17 protein-coding genes are annotated in these 22,805 nt (G+C 69.9%); 6 read left to right on the forward strand and 11 right to left on the reverse strand.

Going from position 1 to position 22,805, the window contains the following annotated elements; genetic code table 11:
* Nucleotides 1-3: 3 nt before the first annotated feature.
* The 6 genes from SVA_RS14220 (at nt 4) to SVA_RS14245 (ending at nt 7,512) form a co-directional block, all read left to right on the forward strand.
* Nucleotides 4-1,107, forward strand: coding sequence for an ABC transporter ATP-binding protein (locus SVA_RS14220; protein WP_197703228.1), 1,104 nt, complete (start codon nt 4-6; stop codon nt 1,105-1,107).
* Between the two features lie 98 nt (nt 1,108-1,205).
* The gene (locus SVA_RS14225) at nt 1,206-3,428 is read left to right on the forward strand and encodes an EAL domain-containing protein (RefSeq protein ID WP_096461847.1); all 2,223 of its coding nucleotides are present in this window, start codon (nt 1,206-1,208) and stop codon (nt 3,426-3,428) included.
* Between the two features lie 106 nt (nt 3,429-3,534).
* Nucleotides 3,535-5,211 (forward strand): energy-dependent translational throttle protein EttA, encoded by a 1,677-nt coding sequence (gene ettA, locus SVA_RS14230; RefSeq protein WP_096461848.1) that lies wholly within the window; start codon nt 3,535-3,537, stop codon nt 5,209-5,211.
* Between the two features lie 326 nt (nt 5,212-5,537).
* Nucleotides 5,538-5,798, forward strand: a complete 261-nt coding sequence (gene bufA2 / locus SVA_RS14235) for a BufA2 family periplasmic bufferin-type metallophore (RefSeq protein WP_096461849.1) — start codon at nt 5,538-5,540, stop codon at nt 5,796-5,798.
* Nucleotides 5,799-5,838: 40 nt separating this feature from the next.
* On the forward strand, nt 5,839-6,705 hold the full coding sequence (bufB, locus tag SVA_RS14240) for an MNIO family bufferin maturase (RefSeq protein ID WP_096461850.1): 867 nt from the start codon (nt 5,839-5,841) through the stop codon (nt 6,703-6,705).
* Nucleotides 6,706-6,732: 27 nt separating this feature from the next.
* Nucleotides 6,733-7,512 carry an HvfC/BufC N-terminal domain-containing protein gene (locus tag SVA_RS14245; RefSeq protein ID WP_096461851.1) on the forward strand — a complete coding sequence of 260 codons (780 nt, stop codon included), beginning with the start codon at nt 6,733-6,735 and terminating at the stop codon, nt 7,510-7,512.
* On the opposite strand, the gene SVA_RS14250 is transcribed toward SVA_RS14245, so the two are convergent.
* The 11 genes from SVA_RS14250 to SVA_RS14300 all read right to left on the reverse strand — a co-directional run bounded on the left by SVA_RS14250 (nt 7,474) and on the right by SVA_RS14300 (nt 22,558).
* Nucleotides 7,474-10,179, reverse strand: coding sequence for a nitrate reductase (locus SVA_RS14250; RefSeq protein WP_096461852.1), 2,706 nt, complete (start codon nt 10,177-10,179; stop codon nt 7,474-7,476). The genes SVA_RS14245 and SVA_RS14250 overlap by 39 nt on opposite strands.
* Nucleotides 10,180-10,195: 16 nt before the next feature.
* Entirely contained in the window at nt 10,196-10,558 is a 363-nt protein-coding gene (gene nirD / locus SVA_RS14255) for a nitrite reductase small subunit NirD (RefSeq protein WP_096461853.1), read from the reverse strand.
* Nucleotides 10,559-10,895: 337 nt separating this feature from the next.
* A complete protein-coding gene (gene nirB, locus SVA_RS14260; RefSeq protein ID WP_096461854.1) occupies nt 10,896-13,340 on the reverse strand; it encodes a nitrite reductase large subunit NirB in 2,445 nt (814 codons plus the stop codon).
* Nucleotides 13,341-13,347: 7 nt separating this feature from the next.
* The gene (locus tag SVA_RS14265; protein WP_096461855.1) at nt 13,348-14,148 is read right to left on the reverse strand and encodes an ABC transporter ATP-binding protein; all 801 of its coding nucleotides are present in this window, start codon (nt 14,146-14,148) and stop codon (nt 13,348-13,350) included.
* An 11-nt stretch (nt 14,149-14,159) separates the two neighbouring features.
* The gene (ntrB, locus tag SVA_RS14270; RefSeq protein WP_096461856.1) at nt 14,160-15,059 is read right to left on the reverse strand and encodes a nitrate ABC transporter permease; all 900 of its coding nucleotides are present in this window, start codon (nt 15,057-15,059) and stop codon (nt 14,160-14,162) included.
* Between the two features lie 16 nt (nt 15,060-15,075).
* Nucleotides 15,076-16,503 carry a CmpA/NrtA family ABC transporter substrate-binding protein gene (locus SVA_RS14275; RefSeq protein WP_096461857.1) on the reverse strand — a complete coding sequence of 476 codons (1,428 nt, stop codon included), beginning with the start codon at nt 16,501-16,503 and terminating at the stop codon, nt 15,076-15,078.
* A gap of 346 nt (nt 16,504-16,849) precedes the next feature.
* Entirely contained in the window at nt 16,850-17,440 is a 591-nt protein-coding gene (locus SVA_RS14280; RefSeq protein ID WP_096461858.1) for a Tll0287-like domain-containing protein, read from the reverse strand.
* The gene (locus SVA_RS14285; RefSeq protein ID WP_096461859.1) at nt 17,437-18,804 is read right to left on the reverse strand and encodes a cytochrome c3 family protein; all 1,368 of its coding nucleotides are present in this window, start codon (nt 18,802-18,804) and stop codon (nt 17,437-17,439) included. Before SVA_RS14285 ends, SVA_RS14280 begins: the two co-directional genes overlap by 4 nt.
* A 9-nt stretch (nt 18,805-18,813) precedes the next feature.
* Nucleotides 18,814-20,799: an FAD-dependent oxidoreductase gene (locus SVA_RS14290; RefSeq protein ID WP_169924118.1), complete on the reverse strand. Its 1,986-nt coding sequence runs from the start codon at nt 20,797-20,799 to the stop codon at nt 18,814-18,816.
* Nucleotides 20,774-21,214, reverse strand: coding sequence for a globin family protein (locus SVA_RS14295; protein WP_096461861.1), 441 nt, complete (start codon nt 21,212-21,214; stop codon nt 20,774-20,776). The genes SVA_RS14290 and SVA_RS14295 overlap by 26 nt, the downstream gene beginning before the upstream one ends.
* A gap of 756 nt (nt 21,215-21,970) precedes the next feature.
* Entirely contained in the window at nt 21,971-22,558 is a 588-nt protein-coding gene (locus tag SVA_RS14300; protein WP_096461862.1) for an ANTAR domain-containing response regulator, read from the reverse strand.
* Between the last annotated feature and the right edge of the window lie 247 nt (nt 22,559-22,805).

Genomic DNA, 22,805 nt, shown 5'->3' on the forward strand with positions numbered 1-22,805 from the left:
GTCATGCCTGAACCATTGCGCCGTCCGCCCGACGGAATGCTCACCCTCAGCGAGATCGAATGCCGCTACGACGACGCGCTCGTCGTGCGCGGACTGTCCATGGAGGTCGCGCGCGGCACGATCGCGTGCCTGCTCGGCCCCAGCGGCTGCGGCAAGACCACCGTGCTGCGCGCGATCGCCGGCTTCCACCCCGTCGACCGGGGCGAGATCCGGCTTTCCGGCCGCGTCGTCTCCCGCCCGGGCTTCGTGCTCCCGCCGGAGAGGCGCCGGCTCGGGATGGTGTTCCAGGACCATGCGCTCTTCCCCCACCTCACGGTCGCCGACAACGTCGGCTTCGGCCTGCGCAGGGCGGCCGCCGCGGTGCGCCGCAAGACCGTGGAACGGGTGCTCGAGACCGTCGGCCTCGCCGCGATGGCGCGGCGGTATCCGCACGAGCTTTCCGGCGGGCAGCAGCAGCGCGTGGCGCTGGCGCGCGCGCTCGCGCCGCAGCCGGACCTGATCCTGCTCGACGAGCCGTTCTCCAACCTGGACGTCGAGCTGCGGGAGCGGCTTTCCGGCGAGGTGCACGACATCCTCAAGCGCCAGGGCACGACGGCCGTGCTCGTCACCCACGACCAGCACGAGGCGTTCGCCCTCGGCGAACAGATCGGCGTCATGCGGGAAGGCCGCATCCTGCAGTGGGACACGGCGTACAACCTCTACCACGAGCCGAACTGCCGCTTCGTGGCCGACTTCATCGGCCAGGGGGTGTTCCTGCCGGGCACGCTGCTCGCGCCCGATACGGTCGAGACGGAGCTCGGGATCTACCGGGGCAACCGGGCTTATCCCTGGGGCAAGGGCGCGCGCATCGAGGTGCTGCTGCGCCCGGACGACATCGTGCCCGACCCGGACGGGCCCCTGCGGGCGGCGGTGACCCAGAAGGCCTTCAAGGGCGCGGAGATCCTTTATACCCTGCGGCTGTCGAGCGGCGGGAACGTCCTCGCCCTGTTTCCCAGCCACGCGGACCACCCGATCGGGGCGCTCGTCGGGGTGCGCGTGCAGGCCGACCACCTGGTGGCCTTCCCGTCGCCGGATTCAGCGTCCCGGACGGGAACCGCGCCGAACTGATCCGGCGCGCCCGCCGGGCGGCTACAATAGGGGAGCGGTGGCGGTACCCCTGAAACTGCGCTTGGCCCTGAACGCCGCGCCCCGCCGACACATCTCACGTGGAAAAGAAGATCTTACGCCTGCTCGTCGTGGACGACTCGCCGGATGACGCCGAGGTCGTCCTGTCCGCCTTCCGCAAGGCGGGCTTCCTGCTCAAGTCGCAGCTCGTGGCGGACCTGGGCGCCTTCCAGGCGGCGATCGAGAAGAGCGCGTGGGACGTCGTGGTCGCGGAGTACGCGGTGCCGCACTTCGGCGCCGCCGTGGCCCTCGAGAAGCTGAAGCAGGCCGCGCCCGACACCCCCTTCGTCGTGTTCACCCGCGCGATCCCCGACGCCGACCTTGGCAAAATCATGCGCGCGGGCGCGCACGACGTCGTCCTCAAGAAGGAGCCCGTGCGGCTGGTCCCGGCCGTCGAGCGCGAGCTGCGCGTGGCGGCCGAGCGCAAGCAGTACCGGCAGGCGACGCAGTCGCTCGCCGAGATGGAGAACAAGCACCGCGCGGTAATCGAGGGCTCGCGCGAGGCGATCTGCTACAGCCAGGACGGCATGCACCTCGACGCGAACCGGATGTACCTCGACATCTTCGGGTACGAGAGCCTGGCCGAGCTCGAGGGCGTCCCGGTGATGAACCTGATCGACAAGGCGGATCACGCGCGCTTCAAGGAGTACATCCGCAAGAGCGGCGGCTCGGGCGGGCCGGCGCAGGAATTCAGCGCGGTGCGCCAGAACGGCGAGCGGTTCCCGGCGGAGATCACGGTGTCGCCGATCACCATCAACGGCGAGGCGTGCACGCAGATCGTGGTCGTCGACGTCAGCAAGCGCAAGGCGGTCGAGAGCAAGCTCCAGTACCTCAACCAGCACGACCCGCTCACGGGGCTCTACAACCGCCAGTACTTCCTGCAGGAGCTCGCGAAGAGCGTGGAGCGCGCGAAGCAGTCGGGCGCGACCGGCGGCATCATCTACTTCGACTTCCATCAGATGAAGCAGCTGAACAAGCAGCTCGGGCACGCCACCGGCGACCGGCTGCTGCTCAAGGCGACGCGCGCGCTGCGCGAGACGCTGGGGGAGAACGTCGTGCTCGCCCGCATCGGCGACCACGAGTTCGGGGCGATCCTGGCCGACGCCGCCAAGGCCCGTCTCGACGAGTGCACCGGCGCGCTCAAGAAGACGCTCGCGGGGCTCTCGTTCTCCGAGGGCGGGCAGGTGCACAAGTGCGACTGCCACTTCGCGACGGCGCTGATCGACAAGAGCGTCGCGAACGGGCACAAGCTCCTCGCCGGCCTCTACCGGTCGACCGAGCCCGCCCCTGCGCCGGCCGTCGCGCCCAAGCCGGCTTCGCCCGCGCCGACGCGCGCAGCGGCGCCCCGGGCCGAGCCCGCCACGCCCGCGACCGAAGCCACACCGCCCGCCGCCGCTCCCGCGCCGGCCGCGGCGGCACCGGTGCCGCCCCCGGGCGGCGGACCCAAGGCGCCGAGCGAGTGGCACGATCGCATCGCCACCGCCCTCGCCAAAGGCGCGTTCCAGCTCAGCTACCAGCCGATCATCAACCTGCACGGCGACCCGGCCGAATACTTCGAGGTGCTCGTGCGCATGCAGGGCCGCGGCGACGAGCTGATCGCCGCCGGCCAGTTCATGACGCACGCCGTCGAGACGGGCCAGGCGGCCGACATCGACCGCTGGGTGCTGCGCCAGGCGCTGCAGGCGCTGGCCGAGCTGCACCGGGAGCACCGCGGCTCGACGTTCTTCGTCAACGTCGCGCCCACGGCCCTCGGGGACGGCCAGCTGCTCCCGCTGCTGCTGGAGACCCTGCGCGAGACCGGCGTGCCGGCCAGGCACCTCGTGCTCGAGATCGACGAGTCCGCATTGACCGCGGGCGGCGCCGCCGCCGGCGCCTTCGTCCGAAACGCCAAGAAGGCCGGCGTGCAGCTCTCGGTCGACAACTTCGGGCGCGACCCCGCCGCGCTCAATTACCTGCGCGACCTGCCCGTCGATTACCTGAAGATCCACGGCGAACTGGTGTCCAAGGCGCGCGATCCCGTCGGCCTCGCCTCGCTCAAGGGCGTGGTGGAAGTGGGAAAGAGCATCGAGAAGAAGGTCATCGCCAAGAACGTCGAGTCGGCCGAAACGCTGTCGGCCCTGTGGAATCTCGGGATCGACTACGCGCAGGGCAATTACTTCCAGCAGGCCGAGGGGGCGACCGATTACGACGAGGCCGAGACGACCCTGTCCGAGTCGGGCGTGCCGAACTGGGCGGCCGCATCGAGCCAGAAACGCGCGAAGTAACTGCCATTCTCAATGCTCGATTCTTGATGTTGAATTGAAGGTGCGCGCTTCGCGCGCATCCCTGATTCGACATTCAAAATTCAACATTCAACATTGTTCTGCATATATGTCCGGTCAATACATTTTCACGATGCACCGCGTCACGAAGGTCGTGCCGCCCAAGCGCGAGATCCTGAAGAACATCTCGCTCTCCTTCTTCCCCGGCGCCAAGATCGGCGTGCTCGGCCTGAACGGCTCGGGCAAGTCGACGCTGCTCCGGATCATGGCCGGCGTCGACACCGAGTACGACGGCGAGGCGCGCCCGATGCCCGGGATCCGCATCGGCTTCCTGCCGCAGGAACCGCAGCTCGATCCCTCCAAGGACGTGCGCGGCAACGTCGAGGAGGCGGTCGCGGAGACCAAGGCGCTGCTCGACAAGTTCAACGACATCTCGATGAAGTTCGGCGAGCCGATGTCGGACGACGAGATGAACAAGCTCCTCGAGGAGCAGGCGAAGCTCCAGGAGAAGATCGACGCCGCCGGCGCCTGGGAGCTCGACCGCAAGCTCGACATCGCGGCGGATGCCCTGCGCCTGCCGCCCTGGGACGCGGACGTGACCAGGCTCTCCGGCGGCGAGCGCCGGCGTGTGGCGCTCTGCCGGCTGCTCCTGTCGCAGCCCGATATGCTGCTGCTCGACGAGCCGACCAACCACCTCGACGCCGAGTCGGTCGCGTGGCTCGAGCGTTTTCTCCAGGAGTACCCCGGGACCGTCGTCGCGGTCACGCACGACCGCTATTTTCTGGACAACGTCGCGGGCTGGATCCTCGAGCTCGACCGCGGCCAGGGCATCCCCTGGAAGGGCAACTACTCCTCCTGGCTCGAGCAGAAGGAGAAGCGCCTCGAGCAGGAGGAAAAGCAGGAGAGCGCACGCCAGCGCACCATGAAGCAGGAGCTCGAGTGGGTGCGGGCGAACCCCAAGGGCCGCCACGCCAAGAGCAAGGCGCGGCTCGCCCGCTACGAGGAGCTGGCCTCCCAGGAGTACCAGAAGCGCAACGAGACGCAGGAGATCTTCATCCCGCCCGGACCGCGCCTGGGCGACGTGGTGGTCGAGGCCGAGGGCATCGGCAAGTCCTTCGGCGAGCGGATGCTCTTCGAGAACCTCTCGTTCAATCTGCCGCGCGGCGGCATCGTGGGCGTCATCGGGCCGAACGGCGCGGGCAAGACCACCCTCTTCCGCATGATCGTCGGCCAGGAAAAGCCGGACAACGGGAGCCTGCGCGTCGGGCCGACGGTGCAGCTCGCGTACGTCGACCAGGTGCGCGACGCGCTCGAGGGCGACAAGACCGTCTGGGCCGAGATCTCCGGCGGCCACGACAACATCCTGCTCGGCAAGCACGAGGTGCCGTCGCGCGCGTACGTCGGTCGCTTCAACTTCCGGGGCGCCGACCAGCAGAAGTTCGTGAAGGACCTCTCGGGCGGCGAGCGCAACCGCGTGCACCTCGCCAAGCTCCTGAAGAGCGGCGGCAACCTGCTGCTCCTCGACGAGCCGACCAACGACCTCGACGTCGACACCCTGCGCGCGCTGGAGGAGGCGCTGCTCGAGTTCGGCGGCTGCGCGGTCGTGATCTCGCACGATCGCTGGTTCCTGGACCGCATCGCGACCCACATCCTGGCGTTCGAGGGCGACTCGAACGTGGTGTGGTTCGAGGGGAACTACGCCGACTACGAGGCCGACAAGAAGCGCCGGCTCGGCACCGACGCCGAGCAGCCGCACCGGATCAAGTACAAGAAGCTGGTGCACTAGGCGCTTGCCGTGAAGAGCGCCATGGCGGGGAGCCGAAAGGCGACCCGGCGCGGCGTTCGGGACCGACTCCGCAAGCCGACGGCCCGCTGTCATCCCGTCGCGACCGGCTCGAGGGTTCTTCGACACCGGACGGCGCCTCGGGACGACGCTTCGTGCCGGATTGCTTCGCTGCGCTCGCAATGACACGGGAATTCGTCTTCCAGGCAGCCCCACCGGCGGAAATCGCCGACAGGCGGCGCGGTGCAGGGTACGCCGGTCTGTAAGATTTGACGGTCCACCTCGGTCCATTCAGAGGACGATCCACCAACAAAACGGGAGAACACCCCATGAGCAACGCCAAGAAGCTGACCGGTCTCGCCCTCGCCACCGCCGCGGCCGGCCTTTTCGCCACCGCCACCGTTCCCGCCTACGCGGGCAAGGAGGAGGCGAAAGTCCATTGCGTCGGCATCAACGCCTGCAAGGGCAAGAGCGAGTGCGCGACGGCTTCCAACGCCTGCAAGGGCATGAACGCCTGCAAGGGCAAGGGCATGACGGTGACCACCGGCAAGGAATGCGCGGCCAAGGGCGGCAAGATCGAAAAGAGCTGACCCCGGGACGGGCGCCCGGACAGGGCGCCCGTCTTTCTTCATGCCGTCCCCTTCCCTTCCCGCGCTCGGTTTCGGCCTGGGCCTGCGCCCTCCGCACTACGAGGCCGTCCTCGAATGCGCGCCCGCGGTCGACTGGTTCGAGGTCGTTTCCGAGAACTACATGGTCGGCGGCGGCAAGCCGCTGCACTACCTGGATCGCGTGCGCGAGCGCTACCCCGTCGTGATGCACGGCGTGTCGCTCTCGATCGGCTCGACCGACCCGCTCGACCGCGATTACCTGGCGCGCCTGAGGTCGCTCGCGGTGCGCATCGAGCCGGCCTGGATCTCGGATCACCTCTGCTGGACCGGCCTCGGCGGCACGAACCTCCACGACCTGCTGCCGCTGCCGTACACCGCGGAAGCGATCGCGCACGTCGTCGAACGCGTGCAGCGCGTGCAGGACTTCCTCGGGCGCCGGATCCTCCTCGAGAACGTATCGAGCTACCTCACGTACCGGGACTCGGACATGGCCGAGTGGGACTTCCTGCGGGAGATCGCGGCGCGCGCCGACTGCCTGATCCTGCTCGACATCAACAACGCGTACGTGAGCGGCCGGAACCACGGCTTCGACCCGCGCGCGTACCTCGATGCGCTGCCGGTCGAGCGCGTGCAGCAGTTCCACCTCGCCGGCCACCGCGACCTGGGCACGCACGTCATCGACACCCACGACGAGCCGATCGTCGACCCGGTGTGGGAGCTGTACGGGTACGCGGTGCGCCGTTTCGGTCCCGTCGCGACGATGATCGAGCGCGACGACCGGATCCCCGAACTCGGGGAGCTCGTGGCGGAGCTCGATCGCGCGAGAGAAGTAAGTACCGTGAACGGTTCCGGTGGCGCGAGCCGCGCGCACGGTCAGCTTTGCACCTGACGCCTTGAACTCATAACTGCCTTCCGAATGTCGCTCCTCAACCTGCAGCAGGCTTTCCGGAACTACATCCTGCACGGCGAGGACGCGCTCCTCTCCGGGGTGGTCGGAAGCGGGCGCATGGACGCGGGCTCGCGCCTCGCGATCTACGCGGATGCCTACCGGTTGCGGCTGAACGAGGCGCTCGAGACCGATTTCGTGGTGTTGCGCGCCCACCTCGGCCCGGAGCGCTTCGAGCGCCTCTGCGGCGCGTACATCGGCGCGCACCCTTCGAATCACTGGTCGCTGCGCTGCTTCGGCCGCCACATGAGCGCGTTCCTCGCGAGTGCCGCACCGTGGACGAAAGAGCCCTTCCTCGCCGAGCTCGCGCGCTTCGAGTGGGCGCTGGTGGACGCGTTCGATGCCGAGGACGGCACGGTCGCGCGGCCGCACGACGTCGCCGCGATCGCTCCGGCGCGCTGGCCCCACGTCGTGATGCGACCGCACGCCTCGGTGCAGCGGCTCGATCTCGCCTGGAACGCGCCCGCGGTCTGGAAGGCGGTGAAGGACGAACAGCCGCCGCCCGCGCCGGCGCGCGCGGACCACCTGCGAGGGTGGGTGATCTGGCGTCAGGGGCTGCAGAATTACTTCCGTCCGCTTCCCGTCGAGGAGGCCTTCGCCCTCGACGCCATGCTGCGCGGCGAGGCCTTCGGTGCGATCTGCGAGGGCCTGCTCGAATGGATGGACGCGCCGAACGCCGCGGAGCGCGCGGCCGGCCTGCTGAAGCTCTGGCTAACCGACGGTCTGGTCGGCGAGCTGCGTCTGCCCTGATCCGGCCACGGCGGACTGCGCCAGCAGCGCCCTGAGCTCGGGGATGCAGGAGCCGCAGTTGCTGCCGGCCCCGAGACGTCGGCCGAGCGCCTCGACGCTCGTGCAGCCGTCGTGGATCGCCTCGCGGAGGGTGCGCTCGCCGACGGCGAAACACGCGCAGACCCGCCGGCCCGCGTCCGCCTGCCCCTTCGGCGGCGTGCCGGCGAGCAGGGCGGTTCTCGTCGCGGCGTCCAGCCGCGGCAGCGCGAACAGCCCCTGCAGCCACTCGCGCGAAGGCAGGCGCGGGTCCGGTCCGACAAAGAGACAGCTCTCCAGCCGGCCGCCCACGAGCCGTGCCGCCCGGTAGCGGCGGCCGGCGCGGTCGACATATTCGATCCACTCCACTCCGGCGTCGTCCGCGCACAGCAGCGCGCGTGCCGCGCGTGTCCAGTCGTCGGGCGCCTCCTTGCCGGCCAGCTCGTGGCGCCAGAGCCCGTCGCCGCGCGCCACGGCCCAGTAATCCGCGCCGGGCCGGGCGACCCGCCGGCGCGAGAGCAGGAAGCCGTGCCACGCCGCCGTCACGGGCTCGAGGCGCACCGGCGTGTGCTTGAATTCGGGCTCGCCGGAGACCGGGTCGGTCGCCGGATTGACGGCGCGGTTGACGCAGCCCGCGCTCGCGAACCGGTCGTTCCAGTGCATGGGCGCGAACACCGCGCCCGGCGACACCGCGCTCGACACGCGCACGCGCGCGCAGGCTTCTCCCCAGGCCGATATCACGCGGGCGAGGCCGCCGTCCGCGAGCCCGAACCGCGCGGCATCGTCCGGGCTGACCTCGACGTACGGCTCCACGACATGCGCCGAGAGCCGCGGCGACGCGCCGGTGCGCGTGAGCGTGTGCCAGTGGTCGCGCACGCGCCCGGTCGCGAGCGCCAGCGGGTGATCGTCGTCCGGCGCGTGCGCCGGAGGACGCGGCACGACGGCCACGAACCGGGCGCGCCCGCTCGGCGTGTAGAAGCCCCCGTCGACGAAACAGCGTGCCGTGCCCTCCGGCCGGGCGCGCGTCGCCGGCCACTGCACCGGCTCGAGGCGCTCGTAGCCGGCGGCGTCGAGACCGGCGAGCGCGCCGATGTCGAACGCCCTCGTCCCGTCGTTGGCGTGCGCGGAAAGCGCCGCGTGCTCGCCGAAGATCGCCGCGGCGTCCGGGTAGTCGAACGCCTCGCGAAAGCCGAGGCGCTTCGCCACCTCGCAGACGATCCACCAGTCGGGGCGGGCTTCGCCCGGCGCCGGCAGGAAGGCGCGGCTGCGCGAGATGCGCCGTTCGGAGTTGGTCACGCTGCCGTCCTTCTCGCCCCAGGCGAGCGCGGGCAGCAGTACGTGCGCGAGGCGGGTGGTATCGGTATCGCGCACGCAGTCGGACACGACGACGAAGTCGCAGCCGGCGAGCGCCCGGCGCACGCGGCCGGCGTCCGGCAGGCTCACCGCCGGGTTCGTCGCCATGATCCAGAGCGCCTTGATCCGACCCTGCTCGACGGCCTCGAACAGCTCGACCGCCTTGAGCCCGGGCTGCTGCGCGACGCGCGGCGCGCGCCAGAAGCGCCGCACCAGTTCGCGGTGCGCCGGGTAGCCGAGCTCGAGGTGGGCGGCGAGCTGGTTGGCGAGCCCGCCGACCTCGCGCCCGCCCATCGCGTTCGGCTGGCCGGTGAGCGACAGCGGCCCCATCCCGGGGCGGCCGATGCGCCCCGTGGCGAGGTGGCAGTTGATGATGGCGTTGACCTTGTCGGTGCCGCTCGACGACTGGTTGACGCCCTGCGAGTACAGGGTGACCACGCGTTCGGTGCGCGCGAACAGCTCGTAGAACCGGCGCACCTGCTCGGTCGCCAGCCCGCATTGCGCGGCCACCGTCGCGACATCGGGGCTGCCGGCGCGCGCGGCCGCGAGCGCCTCGCCCAGCCCTTCGGTGTGGCGCTCCACGAAGGAGGCGTTGAGCTCGTCGTGCTCCGCGACGTACGCGAGCAGGCCGTTGTACAGCACCGTGTCCGTCCCGATGCGGATCGGCAGGTGCAGGTCGGCGATGTCCGCGCTCGCGGTGCGGCGCGGATCGATCACCACGACCTTGAGGTCGTCGTGCTCCCGGCGCGCCTGCGCGAGGCGCTGGTACAGCACCGGGTGACACCAGGCGGCGTTCGAGCCGACCAGCACCACGAGCTTCGCGCGTTCGATGTCCTCGTAGCAGCCCGGCACGACGTCGGCGCCGAACGCGCGCCGGTGGCCGGCGACCGCCGAGGCCATGCACAGGCGGGAGTTGGTGTCGATGTTGGCCGAGCCGATGAACCCCTTCATCAGCTTGTTGGCGACGTAGTAGTCCTCGGTGAGCATCTGCCCGGAGACGTAGAACGCCACCGCGTCCGGCCCGTGGGTCGCGATCGCCTCGGCGAACCGGCCCGCGACCAGACCGAGCGCCACGTCCCAGCTCGCGCGGCTGCCGCGCACCTCGGGATGGAGCAGCCGCTCCTCGAGCCCGGTGGTCTCCCCCAGCGCCGCCCCCTTCGAGCAGAGGCGGCCGCGATTCGCCGGATGCGCCGGGTCGCCGCGCACCGCGACGCGCCCGTCCGCCTCGACACGCGCCAGGACGCCGCAACCGACGCCGCAGTACGGGCAGGTCGTCCGGATCTCAGCCGCCGCGGTCATGAGGCACCGAACCCGGTCACCGGTCCGGACAGCCCTCGTCCGGCGTCAGCGAGAGGAACACCCGCCCGCCTTCGACGCGCAACGGAAAACGCGCGGCGCAGCCCTCGTCGGGCGCAACGGCGAGGCCGGTATCGAGGTGAACCTTCCAGTCGTGCAGCGGGCAGGCGACCCGGCGCCCGTGCACGATCCCCTGCGACAGCGGCCCGCCCTTGTGCGGGCACCGGTCGCGCAGCGCGAACACCTCGTCACCGGCGGTGCGGAACACCGCGATGTCCCCGAACGCCGCGCGCACGACGCGCGCGCCCTGCCGCGGGATGCTTGCGAGCGGACCAATGTCGATCCATTCCGGTGTTATCTGCTTTGCTTGATTGACCGCCATTCCCGCCTCCATACCTGTCGTTGCGAGCGAAGCGAAAGACTCGTCCGAATCGATCCATGACGAGATTGCTTCGTCGCCTTCGGCTTCTCGCAATGACACCGTTCCAGGCCGCCTGAAAAGTCGCTTTCCCCGTCAGTGGAGCGACGTGAAACAATCCTCCGTCCTGCCGGTTGTGAGTTTGCGGAGCCTGTCCCGAGCGCAGCGAGGGATCGCCTTCGGCTCCTCGCAATGACATGGCCCCGGGTTCCATACAAAGGCACTCTCTCGTCGCTGCAGCGAAACGAAGCACTCCCGATGTCGGCGCTCGCGCCGGCCGCGTTTGTCAACCTGCTCGGACTCATCCCACGCGCCGCAGCGGAACGAACTCGTGACGGTCCTTGCCTTCGGCGCGCTCGGTCCACGGGTCCACCTGCGCGAAGGTCTGCGAGTGCAGGAAGCGCTGCGCCAGCGCCTTGCGACCGGTTTCGTCTTCCACCACGCGGCGCTTCACGTAGGCCAGGCCGACGCGCTCCACCCACGGCGCCGTGCGCTCCAGGTAATGCGCCTCCTCGCGATACACCTGCAGGAAGGCCGCGCAGTACTCCAGCACCTCTACGGGCGTCTTCACCGCGCACAGGAAGTCCGTGGCCCGCACCTTCACGCCGCCGTTGCCGCCGACGTGGAGCTCGTAGCCCGAATCGACGCACACGACCCCGAAGTCCTTGATGGTGGCCTCGGCGCAGTTGCGCGGGCAGCCGGAGACCGCGAGCTTCACCTTGTGCGGCATCCACGAACCCCAGGCCATCTTCTCGAGCTGGATGCCCATCGTGGTCGAGTCCTGGGTGCCGAAGCGGCACCAGTTCTTGCCGACGCACGTCTTCACGGTGCGGATGGCCTTGCCGTACGCATGGCCGGAGACGAACCCCGCGCGCGACAGGTCGCCCCACATGGCCGGCAGCGTTTCCTTCGGCACGCCGAGGAAGTCGATGCGCTGGCCACCCGTGATGTGCACCGTCGGCACCCGGTATTTCTCGGCGATCTCCGCGAGCGCCTTGAGCTCGGCGGGGGTCGTCTCGCCGCCCCAGATGCGGGGCACGACCGAATAGGTTCCGTCCTTCTGGATGTTGGCGTGCACGCGCTCGTTGATGAAGCGGGACTGGTTGTCGTCGACGTACTCGCCCGGCCAGGCGACGAGGAGATAGAAGTTGAGCGCCGGGCGGCACTTGTTGCAGCCGTCGGGCGTCTTCCATTCGAGTTTCTCCATGACCGCTCGAATCGTCTTGAGCCCGAGGCTGCGGATCGCCTCCCGGATCTCGTCGTGCGCATGGTCGGTGCAGGGGCAGAGCGGCTTCTTCTTCGGTGTCGTGGAGTAATCGCCGCCGAGCGTGGACGCGAGCAGCGCCTCGACGAGGCCGGTGCACGAGCCGCAGGAGCTCGAGGCCTTGGTGTGGGCGCGCACCTCCTCGAGCGTGAAGAGCTTCTTGCCGGTAATGGCCGACACGATCGCACCCTTGCACACGCCGTTGCAGCCGCAGATCTCGGCGTCGTCGGCCAGCGCCGACACGCGCGTCTTGATGTCGCCGTGGCCGGAGTCGCCGACGTGCGCCTGGCCGAACAGCAGCCGGTCGCGCAGATCCGCGACGTCGGTCCCGTCGCGCATGAGCTGGAAGTACCACGCGCCGTCCATGGTGTCGCCGTACATCACGGCGCCGCGAATGCGGTTGTCCTTGAGCGCGAGCTTCTTGTATACCCCGCGGCCCGGGTCCTGCAGCACGATCTCCTCGACGCCGTCCCCGCCCTGGAATTCGCCGGCGGAAAAGAGGTCGATGCCGGTGACCTTGAGCTTGGTCGAGGTCATCGAGCCCGTGTAGCGGGCGTAGCCGAGCCGGGCGAGGTGGTTCGCGCACACCTTCGCCTGCTCGAACAGCGGCGCCACGAGGCCGTAGGTTTGGCCCCGGTGCTGCACGCATTCGCCGACGGCGTAGATACGCGGGTCGTAGGTCTGCATCGTGTCGTTCACGACCACGCCGCGCTCGCAATGAAGGCCCGCGCTCTGCGCGAGCGCGATGTTCGGACGGATGCCGACGGCCATCACCACGAGATCGGCCGGGATCTCGGTGCCGTCCTTGAGGCGCACCGCGCGCACGCGTTCGTCGCCGACGATCGCCTCGGTCTGCGCCTCCATGGCGAAACGGAGCCCGCGCTCTTCGAGCGAGCGCCTGAGAAGCGCCGCCGCCGCCCGGTCGAGCTGCTTCTCCATGAGCGCATCGAGCAGGTGGATCACCGTCACGCGCATCCCCTGCTTCAGCAGGCCGTTCGCGGCCTCGAGTCCCAGCAGGCCGCCGCCGATGACGACCGCGTCCTGCCTCGACCGGGCGATCGCCAGCATGCACTCCACGTCGTACAGATCGCGGAAGGTCACGACGCCCGGCAGCTTCGTCCCCGGCACGGGGATCACGAACGGCGCGGACCCCGTGGCGAGGATCAGCCGGTCGTAGGGCGCCTCGGTACCGTCGGCGGCCACCACCCGGCGACGGGCCCGGTCGATGCGGACCACCTCCTTGCCCTTGTGCAGCGTGATGCCGTTGCCCGCGTACCAGCCATCGCCGTTGAGGACGATCTCCTCGAACCGCTTCTCGCCGGTCAGCACCGGCGAGAGCAGGATGCGGTTGTAGTTCGGCAGCGGCTCGGCGCCGAACACCGTGACGGCGTACCGGTCCGGCGCGAGCTCGATCAGCTCCTCGAGCGCGCGCACGCCCGCCATGCCGTTGCCGACCAGCACCAGTCTTTCCTTCATCGTCATCCTCCCCTCACGCGGCGGCCGGGTGGCGCTCGCGCTCGTACAGGAACTTGAGCACCGCGGCCCGGGCGCGCGCGTACTCCGGCTTCTCGGCGAGCACGAGCCGGTCGCGCGGGCGCGGCAGGTCGACGGCGAGGATTTCGCCGACGGTCGCGCCGGCCTCGCCGCCGTTGGTCATCATCACGATCCGGTCGGAGAGCAGCACCGCTTCGTCGATGTCGTGCGTGATCATGATCACGGTGTTGCCGAGGCTCGCGTGGATCTCCATGAGCGCCTCCTGCAGGCTCGCGCGGGTGAGCGCGTCGAGCGCGCCGAACGGCTCGTCCATCAGCAGCACCTTGGGCTCCATGGCCAGCGCCCGGGCGATGCCGACGCGCTGCTTCATGCCGCCGGAGAGCTCGCCGGGACGCTTTTCGAGCGCGTAGTGCATGCGCACCCGCTCGAGGTTGGCCAGCGTCCAGGCGTGGCGCTCGGCCCGGGTCTTGCCGTCGGCGAAAACCTTGTCGACCGCCATCCGCACGTTCTCGTACACCGTGAGCCAGGGCAGCAGCGAGTGGCTCTGGAACACGACCGCCCGCTCGGGCCCCGGGTCCTTCACTTCCCTGTCCTCCAGCAGCACCACCCCTTCGGTGGCCGGCAGCAGCCCGGCCACGACGTTGAGCAGCGTCGACTTGCCGCAGCCCGAGTGGCCGATGATCGAGACGAATTCCCCGCGCTCGATGCGCAGCGTCACGTCGCGCAGCGCGCGGAAGGGTCCGCGCGCGGTCCGGAACTCGACGCCGACGTTTTCCAGGTTCAGATGGCTCTTCATGATCGCTCCCTCTAGCGGGCGGTGGGGTCGAGGCGACGCTGCACGGCGTTCATCAGCCCCTCCAGCGCCATGCCGACGAGGCCGATCACGACGATCGCGACGATGATCGAGGAGACGTTCAGGTTGTTCCATTCGTCCCACACGTAGAAGCCGATGCCGATACCGCCCGTGAGCATCTCGGCGGCCACGATCACCATCCAGGCGATGCCGAGCGACAGCCGCATGCCCGCGAGGATGTACGGGCGCGCGGCGGGAAGCAGGATCTTCGTCGCGACCTCGATCGGGTTGAGCTTGAGCACGCGCGCGACGTTCATGTAGTCCCGCGGGATCGCGCGCACGCCGGCCGCGGTGTTGAGCAGCGTGGGCCAGATGCAGGTGATGAAGATCACGAAGATCGCCGACGGGTTGACCGCCTTGAAGAGGAGCAGCCCGATCGGCAGCCACGCGAGCGGGCTCACCGGCCGCAGGATCTGGACCAGCGGCTGCCAGGCGGTGTCGAAGGTCCTGCTCGCGCCCATGAGGAACCCGACCGGAATGGCCACCAGTACGGCGAGGCCGAAGCCGGCCGCGACGCGCCCGAGCGAGTACAAGAGCTGCCAGCCGATGCCCTTGTCGTTCGGGCCGGCGTCGCGGAACGGATCGGCGAAGATCTCGAGCGCGCGCTCGGCGGCCGCCTTCGGGCTCGGCAACTCCGGGGCGACGTGCGCCTGCACGATCGCCCAGGCGGCGAGCAGGACGAGGAAAGTCAGGAGCGGCAGGCTGAGGCGCGCCAGCCAGTCCCGGCCGACGCGCACTCGCCGCCGACCCGGCGAGGCCGTCGCCGGCGGCGCGGGCGAAGCGGCGCCGGCGGATTTCGGGACCGGTTGCGCTTCGGACTTCTTGGGCGCGAGTTTCACGATGGCTGCGGGCATGGGTCCCTCCTGTCACTCACGCGTTGACCCTGGCGAGCGCCGCCAGGTCCACCTTCATGGTCTGGACCTCGAAGCTCTTCAGGTAGGCGAGCGGCCTGGCCGGGTCGAACGTCATCCCGTCGAAGAACCGGTCCGGGCCCATCGCGATCGGCTGCGTCGCCTGGGTCAGCGTCCACGGGCCGGCGTGCGTGCCTTCGGTCTTGCGGTCGACCGTGGGCACCGGAATGCCCAGCGCCTTCGCCGCGTCGCGATAGATGTCGGGACGGTACACCGCCGCGGCGGTCTTCCGGATGTCGAGCGGCTGCTCGATCTGCCCCCAGCGGATCATCTGGCCGATGAACCATTCGGCGTGCGAGCGCCACGGGAAGGTGGCGGCGTAGCGGTAGAACACGTTGAAGTCCGGCAGCGGCCGCGGCGCCTCGTTCTTGCCGTACTGGTAGGTGCCGGTCATGGACATCTTCACGACCTCTTCCGGCGCGTTCACGTAGGATTTCTGCGAGATGATCTTCACCACCTCCATGCGGTTCTCCGGCTGGTCCATCCACTGCGCCGCCTCGAGCAGCGCGCGGATCGCGGCCCGGTGGGTGTTCGGGTGCTTCTCGGCCCACTCGAGGTTCACGCCGAACACCTTCTCCGGGTTGTTGTTCCAGATCTCGTAGTTGGTGATGATCGTGCGCCCGAGCCCCGCGGTGACGGCGCGCTCGTTCCACGGCTCGCCGACGCAGTAGCCGACGATGTTCCGGGCCGAGAGGTTCGCCACCATCTGCGGCGGCGGGATCACGATCAGGCGCACGTCGTTGTCCGGATCGATGCCGGCCGAGGCCATCCAGTAGCGCAGCTCGTAGTTGTGCGTCGAGACCGGGAACACGACGGCAAACGTCATCGGCGGTCTTCCCGCCTTCCGGTCGGCGTCGATCACCTTCTTCAGGGCGCGCGCCGTGGTCGGGCGTTCCTGCATGGCCTGCGGATCGGCCGCCACCATGCGCTCGTAAAGCTCGTTCGAGACGGTGATGCCGTTGCCGTTGAGGTCCATGCTGAAGGCGGTCACGGTCGGCTTCGGCACCGCGCCGATGCCGAGGCTCGCGGCGATCGGCATGCCCGCCAGCATGTGCGCGCCGTCGAGCGCACCGATCGAGACCTTGTCGCGGATATTGGCCCACGACGCTTCTTTGGAGATCGCGACGTCGAGGCCCTGCTTCCTGAAGTAGCCCTTCTCCGCGGCCACCACGAGCACCGCGCAGTCGGTGAGGGGGATGATGCCGAAGGTGAGCCTCGTCTTCTCGAGCGGCTCGCCGCTGCCGGCGTAGGCCCCCACGCGCAGGAAGTCGGGCAACAGGCTGCCGACGCCGATCGCCCCGATCCCGGCCGCGCCGGTGCGCAGGAACGTCCTGCGCGACGGCTGCGGCGGCGCCCCTTTTCCACGGTACTTGTCGCCAGCGCTCATATGGTCTGCTTCCGGTCTCCGGTTCGATCGGCCAAAAAAAAGCGCCCATGGTCCGGGCTCCCGCCCGGCACATGGACGCCGTTGTCCCGCGAGCGCGCTCGGCCGACGCGGCCGACGCTTCGCATAGCGCACGTCCCGCCGTTGGGCCGTGCCTCGTGTTCAGCAGGCTGCCCTTCAGCAATCGCCGTGCCAGCGGCGATGCGGACGATTCTCCCTGCAAATACGGCACCCGGGCGCACCGGCGATCCTGCCGGGCATCCCGTCCTGCACCGCGATGGCGCGCCGCTTCATCCGTCTGCAACGCATCGGTGCGCCGGGAACACGCGTGCCTTCGGCATGGCCTCCGTCACGCATCGATCGGGATGCGGATCACGACTCCGCCCATCACGTCGCCGATCCTGAAGTCGGTCCGCGGGCTGTCCTTGTGCTCGTTGTGGCAGGTCACGCACGCCGGGGCGACGGCATAGTCGGGATAGACGGCCGTGAAGTACGTCTTGTCCCCGAGCTTCTCCTTCGCGTAATAGTTCTCCCCTTTCTTGTCGATGATGTACTGAAGGCCGGCCTTCTCGGCCTCGGTCTTCGGCGCGTTCTGCTTGTTCACCGGCCACAGCGACAGCAGCGAGTAGCTGAACGTCGCCCCCTTGTCGCGCACCATCTCGGCGCCGGCGCGGAACATCTGCGCCGGGAGCACCAGCGCCTTGTCTTCCTTCCAGTGCTCGCTCGCCTTGATGATCTTTTCCTCGTTCTGAAGGCGGTTGACGATCAGCTTCGTGTACACCGTGCGGTCGGTCTCGAGCACCGTGTGCAGCGCGTCGGTCATGGCCTGCGGCGTGATGCCTCCCTCGCTCTTCGAGCCGGAGGCGCTGCATCCGGCTACCGCAACGGTCGAGGCGGCCGCGACCAGCGCGAGTCGCAGGGAACGGGTGGGATATTTCATCGTGGTCTCCTGGGTTGACGGGGTTGGGAAAGGCGCTCGAGCGCCATGTCGATGCTCGTCACGTGGTGCGCCGGGCGGCCGGCGAAGTTGCGCCGGACCAGGTCCGGGTCGGCCAGCGCGTCGATCGAGAACGCGAGGCCGTGGCAGGCGAGGCAGACGCCGCGGACCATCTTCTCGTTCGGCCGCAGGTTGGCGTTCTGGTTGTGCTCGACCCGTACCTGGGTCTCGACGCCGCCCGCCTTGCGGGGCGTGCGCGGCAGGTGGCAGGTGGCGCAGGAGACGCCGCTGCCCGCCGCGGCCTCGCCACGAAGCTCGGCGCTCCACAGCCGGGCATGCGCCGAGCCCCGATAGGCGCGGCTGTGGTCGTCGTCGTGGCAGCCGAGGCAGGACTCCGCCGCGGCGGTGCGCGTGTCGAACGCGTGGGCGCCGTGGCAGCTGGTGCAGCCGAGCTCGCGGTCCGCGGCATCGGCGTGCATGGGAAGGCGCGCCTCGCGCGGGCGCATCGGGGGCAGCTGCTGTTTCAAGCGCATGCCGTGCCTGCCGGCCTCGAAGCCCTCGCGCTCCTCGCTGTGGCAGCCTGCGCAAACCGCCGGCGCCGGCCGGTCGACCCATGCGCTCGCCGCCGAAGCGTCGGGGCCGCGATGGCAGTCGCGGCAGTTGACGCCGGCGCGCGCGTGAGCGGTTGCCCTCCAGTCTTCGAGCAGCTTCGCGTCGGTGACCCTGTCCGCCGGCGCGTCGTGGTCGGCGGCGTCGAGCGGCGGGCGGCGCGCGATGCCGGCCGCCTGCATCCAGTTGCGCAGATCGCGCATGCCGAGCCGCGCGGGCGCGAGCGTAGCCGGCCGATCGCGGTGCTTGACGAGGAAGTCCTCGTAGAGCGCCGAGTTGTCGTGGTAGTTGTGACAACCGGCGGAGGCGCAGGTATCGAAGGCGAGGTTCGCGTGCGAGGGCCGCTCCGCGCCCACCTCGGCATGACAATGCACGCACAGGTCCTCCGGCAGCGTAACGCCCATGGCGCGCGTGCGCTGCGGCCGGTGCTCGGTGTGGCAGGTGATGCACCGGCGGGCGTCGATCGTCTCCAGCAGTTCGGCGTTGCGCGGGTCGTCGAACTTCGACTTCGGGTGCGAGTCCTTGACCGCCTCGAGCTCGGTGCCGTGACACGCGACGCAGGCAGCCTGCTTCACGCCGCCGAAGGGCGTGTGGCAAACCTCGCACGCCTTCTCGATCTGGTAGTGGCCGTCGATCATCGTGCCCGGGGTGAACACGGTCTTGTCGGCCCACACCAGCCGCGCGGCGAGATAGCCGCTCAGCGCGACCGCGAGCGCCAGCGCCGCGATCCACCATCCGATGCGACTTCTCGCAGCCATGCGCGGCGCTCAGAAGTAGTAGACCGAGAGGACGTGGAACGCGAGCAGCGGCGGGAGCGGCCAGGTGCACACGATGTGCAGCAGCGTGCTCACCGAACGCGCGCGCCGACTCCAGCGGCTCGGCACCCCCTCCAGCGCCACCGCGGCGGCCGCGAGCGACCCGAGCTTCGTCAGCGCCAGGAAGCACAGCAGGAGCCAGAAATTGAGATGGCTGCCGGCGTGCAGGCCCGTATGCAGCGCGACGACGACGAGCGCCGCGACGCCGAGGCCGGCGTGGGCGAGCCGCCACCCGCCGTAGTCGCCGACGCGCAAGCGCGCCCAGCGCTTGCGCAGCGACAGCGGGATCGCCCCTGCCGCGATGGCGAGGAGCGTGTAGCCGCTCGCCTGCTTCCACACGGCGTCGGTCCACAGCACCTCGGGCTTCCACCCGCCCTGCACCGTCGCGTCGTGCGGGAGCGGCCCGGGCCAGATGAACAGCGCCAGCAGGAGCAGCGTCGAGGCGGCGACGGCCGCCATCGCGCGCGTGCCCGCCCGCGGCGTCGCCGGAGCCTGGGCGCCCAGGAGCCGGGCGAGCAGCGGACGGCAGGAGCCGCATACCGTCCCGGCCGAGGTCGACGCGCCGAGTTGCTCGACCGTGCGGCAACCCCGGGCGATCGCCGACGTCAGCGCTGCGCGCGTCACTCCGGCGCAGTTGCAGACGGTGGCGTTCGCCGGCCAGTCGGCCACGGCGTCCGCGTTTCCGTCGCCCCACAGCACGCCTTCGCGGCGGAAGCGCCATAACTGCATCGGGCCCAGCCGGCGGCGGTGGGTGATCGCTTCCTGCAGCCGGGGAAGCTCCGACCAGTCGCCGACGGCGACCGCGCCCACGATCCGGTTCCGCGCGAGCACGAGCCGGCGGTGCACGCCTGCTCCAGGCCGCGCGTGGACGACCGCGCGGTGCGCGCTCGGGTTCTCGTCGTCGCCGACCTCGCCCATGCTGAACACGGGCAGGCCGACCACCTTGAGCTGCGCCGGGGACATCCGCGCCTCGAAGCGCGCGTCCGCGCCGAGAATGCGATGCGCCGCCACGGCCGCCTGCTCGAGGCCCGGCGCCACCAGTCCGATGACCTGGCCACGGTGCTCGGCGCATTCCCCGACCGCGTAGATCGCGGGATCGATCGTGCGCATGGCGTCGTCCACCCGGATGCCGCGCCCGACGCTCAGGCCCGCGGCGAGGGCGAGCTCGATGTTCGGCCGGATGCCGGTCGCGAGCACGAGCGTATCGCACGCGAGCTCCGAGCCGCTCAGCAGGCGCACGCCCTCCACCGCCCGCCCGCCGAGCACGTCGCGCACGCCGTCGGCGAGCACGACGCGGATCCCGAGTCCCTCGACGTGCCGCTTCAGCAGGGCGGCCGCCGGCGGATCGAGATGGCGGTTCATGAGCCGCCCCGCATGCTGCACCACGACGACGTCGGTGCGCCGTCGTCGCAGCGCCCGGGCCGCCTCGATCCCGAGCAGGCCGCCGCCGAGCACGACCGTGGTGCGGGTACGTACACTGCGCGCCATGAGCCGCTGCACGTCGCTCATGTCGCGAAAGGTGTACACGCCGGCACGCTCGATGCCCGCGATCCGCGGCACGTGCGGGCGCGAACCGGTCGCCAGCACGAGCGCGCGATACGCCTGCTCGCGCCCCGCGGCGTCGCGCACGCGGCGGCGCTCGCGGTCGATCGCGAGCACCGGGCAGTGATGACGCTGCACCACGCGGTGGTCCCCCGGCAGCGCCAGCGGGTTCGCCACGCCGCTCCAGCCGATCTCGCCCATCAGCAGCGCCGACAGCCGGACGCGCTGATACGGCTCCCACGGCTCGTCGCCGTAGAGCACGATCGGGCAGTACGGGTCGCGCCGCAGCAGCTCCGCGGCCACGCGCATCCCGACCGGCCCGGTGCCGACAATGACGATCGGCGCCGGGCCGGCCGCGGTCGGCGCCGGCTCAGCCGGCCGCGGCAACGCCGGCATGGCTCGGCTCGCCGTAGGCCGCATCGATCATGGTCTGCGCGAGAACGCCGTAGACGGCGCCCCAGGCTTCCCGCACCTCGGGCGTGAAGCTCGGGCCCAGGCCCTGCCCGAGCGTCCACAGCAGCGCGGCGCCGACCGTCTCGTAGTGCGCGGCGGTGACCCCGTAGGCGACATGGCGCCGCCCGAGGTCCTGGACCACCGGCACGAGCTCGCTCATCCGGTCCAGGCCGTTGACCGCCATGGCGATCATGCGCATGAGCTTCGCGCCCTGCTCCCTCATGTCACCGCGAAACAGCGCCTTCAGCGACGGATCGAGCTCGAACAGCCGTCGGTAGAAAAGCGCCGCCGCCTGGTCGGCGATGGGGGCGACCTGCGTGAAGGTCGCCTGGACCAGCAACTTCTGTTTCGGTGTCATCGGTGTCTCCCGTATGTCGACGTGGCGGACGCTCTTCGGGCCAAAAAAAAACGCCCAGTCGCCGGGCGCTTGCCCGGAGAACTGGACGCCTTTGTCCCCTCGCCTCAGCCGGCCTCGGCTGAGGCGTTGCGCCGGCACGTCCGCCGTTGGGCCGTGCCGCAATCGAGTCTATGCTCCTCGCGACCAAGCAATCGCGGTGCCAACTCCGGACTCGACTCAACTGCGCGCCGTTGCTGGGTTTTTCACGCGCGCACGTCAATCGATGCATTCAAGCTGTGCGCCAGGCGGGTGCGACGTCGGAGGTCCCTGCATCGAAACGGGTCAGTGGGCGACTCGAGTAGTCGACGCGAACACGCGAGCAGGCGCTCGAAAGAACATCTCTTGCGTCACTGTTCGCAATGGCAAGGGATGCGCATGTCGCATGGGTCTCCCTCTCCCGCGCGAGGGGGAGAGGGTCGGGGTGAGGGGGCGTGCATGCAGGCGCCGCCGTGTAGACCCTCACCCCATCCCTCTCCCGTAAAACGGGAGAGGGGGAGTCGGTGGGAGTCCACTCGAACTGGTCGCCCTCACCCCATCCCTCTCCCGCGAAGCGGGAGGGGGGGAGTTGGTGGGAATCTGTCTGTGCTAGTTGCCTTCACCCCATCCCTCTCCCAAAAAGCGGGAGAGGGGGTTTGGCGAGAGTTACTCGGACCGGTTCCCGCACTTCGCTCTCTCTTTCGAAGGGGGATGGGAGACAACGGCGCGAGCAGAGACGACCTAGGCGAGCAGCTCGGCCGCGGCGATCACGCTTTCGGCGATGTCGATCAGGCGCTTGTTGCGGTCCATGGCCAGCTTGCGCAGCGCCTTGTACGCCTCGTCCTCCGACATCCCCCGCTTCTGCATGAGGATGCCCTTGGCGCGCTCGACGATCTTGCGGTCGGCGAGCTGCGAGCGCGCTTGCTCGAGCTCGGTCCGCATCGCCTGGAACTCGCGGAAGCGCGCGATGGCGACTTCCAGGATCGGCCTGATGCGGGCGGGACTGAGCCCGTCCACGACGTACGCGCTGACGCCGGCCTTGATCGCCGCCTCCGCCGTCGCGCGGTCGCTTCGTTCCGCGAACATCACGACGGGGCGCGGCCGGTCGCGGCTGATCGAGCGCATGTGCTCGAGGGTGTCGCGGTCCGGAAGCTCCATGTCGATCAGGATGACGTCCGGGTCGGCGTGCCTGACGCGGGCGAGCACGTCCTCGTTCTTTCCCGCGCGCGCGACGACCTCGCAGCCGGAATCGGCCAGCGCCTGCGTCAGCAAGGCGGCGCGGCCGCGGTCGTCGTCCACGAGCATCACCCTCAGTTTCGCTGCCGTCATCCGCGCGACCACCCCTCGTTCACGTTCACCCCAGGTAACGGCGACAGCTTTCGCTCGCACGGCGAACGACCCTCCGGCCGCGGCGCCCGGAACCCGCCTGCGCCGAGCGGTCGTCGACGAGCAGACGCGTTCGCGCCGCATCGCCGTGACGACAGCAAGCGATGTGCCAGCCGGGTTTGCCCGGCCAATCAAGGCGCTAGTCGCCTCCCGCGAATCCCGCCTGCACCACGCCCGGGAAAACCCGCGC

Source organism: Sulfurifustis variabilis, assembly GCF_002355415.1.
Classification (GTDB): Bacteria; Pseudomonadota; Gammaproteobacteria; order Acidiferrobacterales; family Sulfurifustaceae; genus Sulfurifustis; species Sulfurifustis variabilis.

Coding starts and splice junctions, on each gene's coding strand:
- SVA_RS14220 (WP_197703228.1), top strand. CDS start 4: ATGCCTGAACCATTGCGCCGTCCGCCCGACGGAATGCTCACCCTCAGC.
- ettA (WP_096461848.1), top strand. CDS start 3,535: ATGTCCGGTCAATACATTTTCACGATGCACCGCGTCACGAAGGTCGTG.
- bufA2 (WP_096461849.1), top strand. CDS start 5,538: ATGAGCAACGCCAAGAAGCTGACCGGTCTCGCCCTCGCCACCGCCGCG.
- bufB (WP_096461850.1), top strand. CDS start 5,839: ATGCCGTCCCCTTCCCTTCCCGCGCTCGGTTTCGGCCTGGGCCTGCGC.
- SVA_RS14245 (WP_096461851.1), top strand. CDS start 6,733: ATGTCGCTCCTCAACCTGCAGCAGGCTTTCCGGAACTACATCCTGCAC.
- SVA_RS14250 (WP_096461852.1), bottom strand. CDS start 10,179: ATGACCGCGGCGGCTGAGATCCGGACGACCTGCCCGTACTGCGGCGTC.
- nirD (WP_096461853.1), bottom strand. CDS start 10,558: ATGGCGGTCAATCAAGCAAAGCAGATAACACCGGAATGGATCGACATT.
- nirB (WP_096461854.1), bottom strand. CDS start 13,340: ATGACGATGAAGGAAAGACTGGTGCTGGTCGGCAACGGCATGGCGGGC.
- SVA_RS14265 (WP_096461855.1), bottom strand. CDS start 14,148: ATGAAGAGCCATCTGAACCTGGAAAACGTCGGCGTCGAGTTCCGGACC.
- ntrB (WP_096461856.1), bottom strand. CDS start 15,059: ATGCCCGCAGCCATCGTGAAACTCGCGCCCAAGAAGTCCGAAGCGCAA.
- SVA_RS14275 (WP_096461857.1), bottom strand. CDS start 16,503: ATGAGCGCTGGCGACAAGTACCGTGGAAAAGGGGCGCCGCCGCAGCCG.
- SVA_RS14280 (WP_096461858.1), bottom strand. CDS start 17,440: ATGAAATATCCCACCCGTTCCCTGCGACTCGCGCTGGTCGCGGCCGCC.
- SVA_RS14285 (WP_096461859.1), bottom strand. CDS start 18,804: ATGGCTGCGAGAAGTCGCATCGGATGGTGGATCGCGGCGCTGGCGCTC.
- SVA_RS14290 (WP_169924118.1), bottom strand. CDS start 20,799: ATGCCGGCGTTGCCGCGGCCGGCTGAGCCGGCGCCGACCGCGGCCGGC.
- SVA_RS14295 (WP_096461861.1), bottom strand. CDS start 21,214: ATGACACCGAAACAGAAGTTGCTGGTCCAGGCGACCTTCACGCAGGTC.
- SVA_RS14300 (WP_096461862.1), bottom strand. CDS start 22,558: ATGACGGCAGCGAAACTGAGGGTGATGCTCGTGGACGACGACCGCGGC.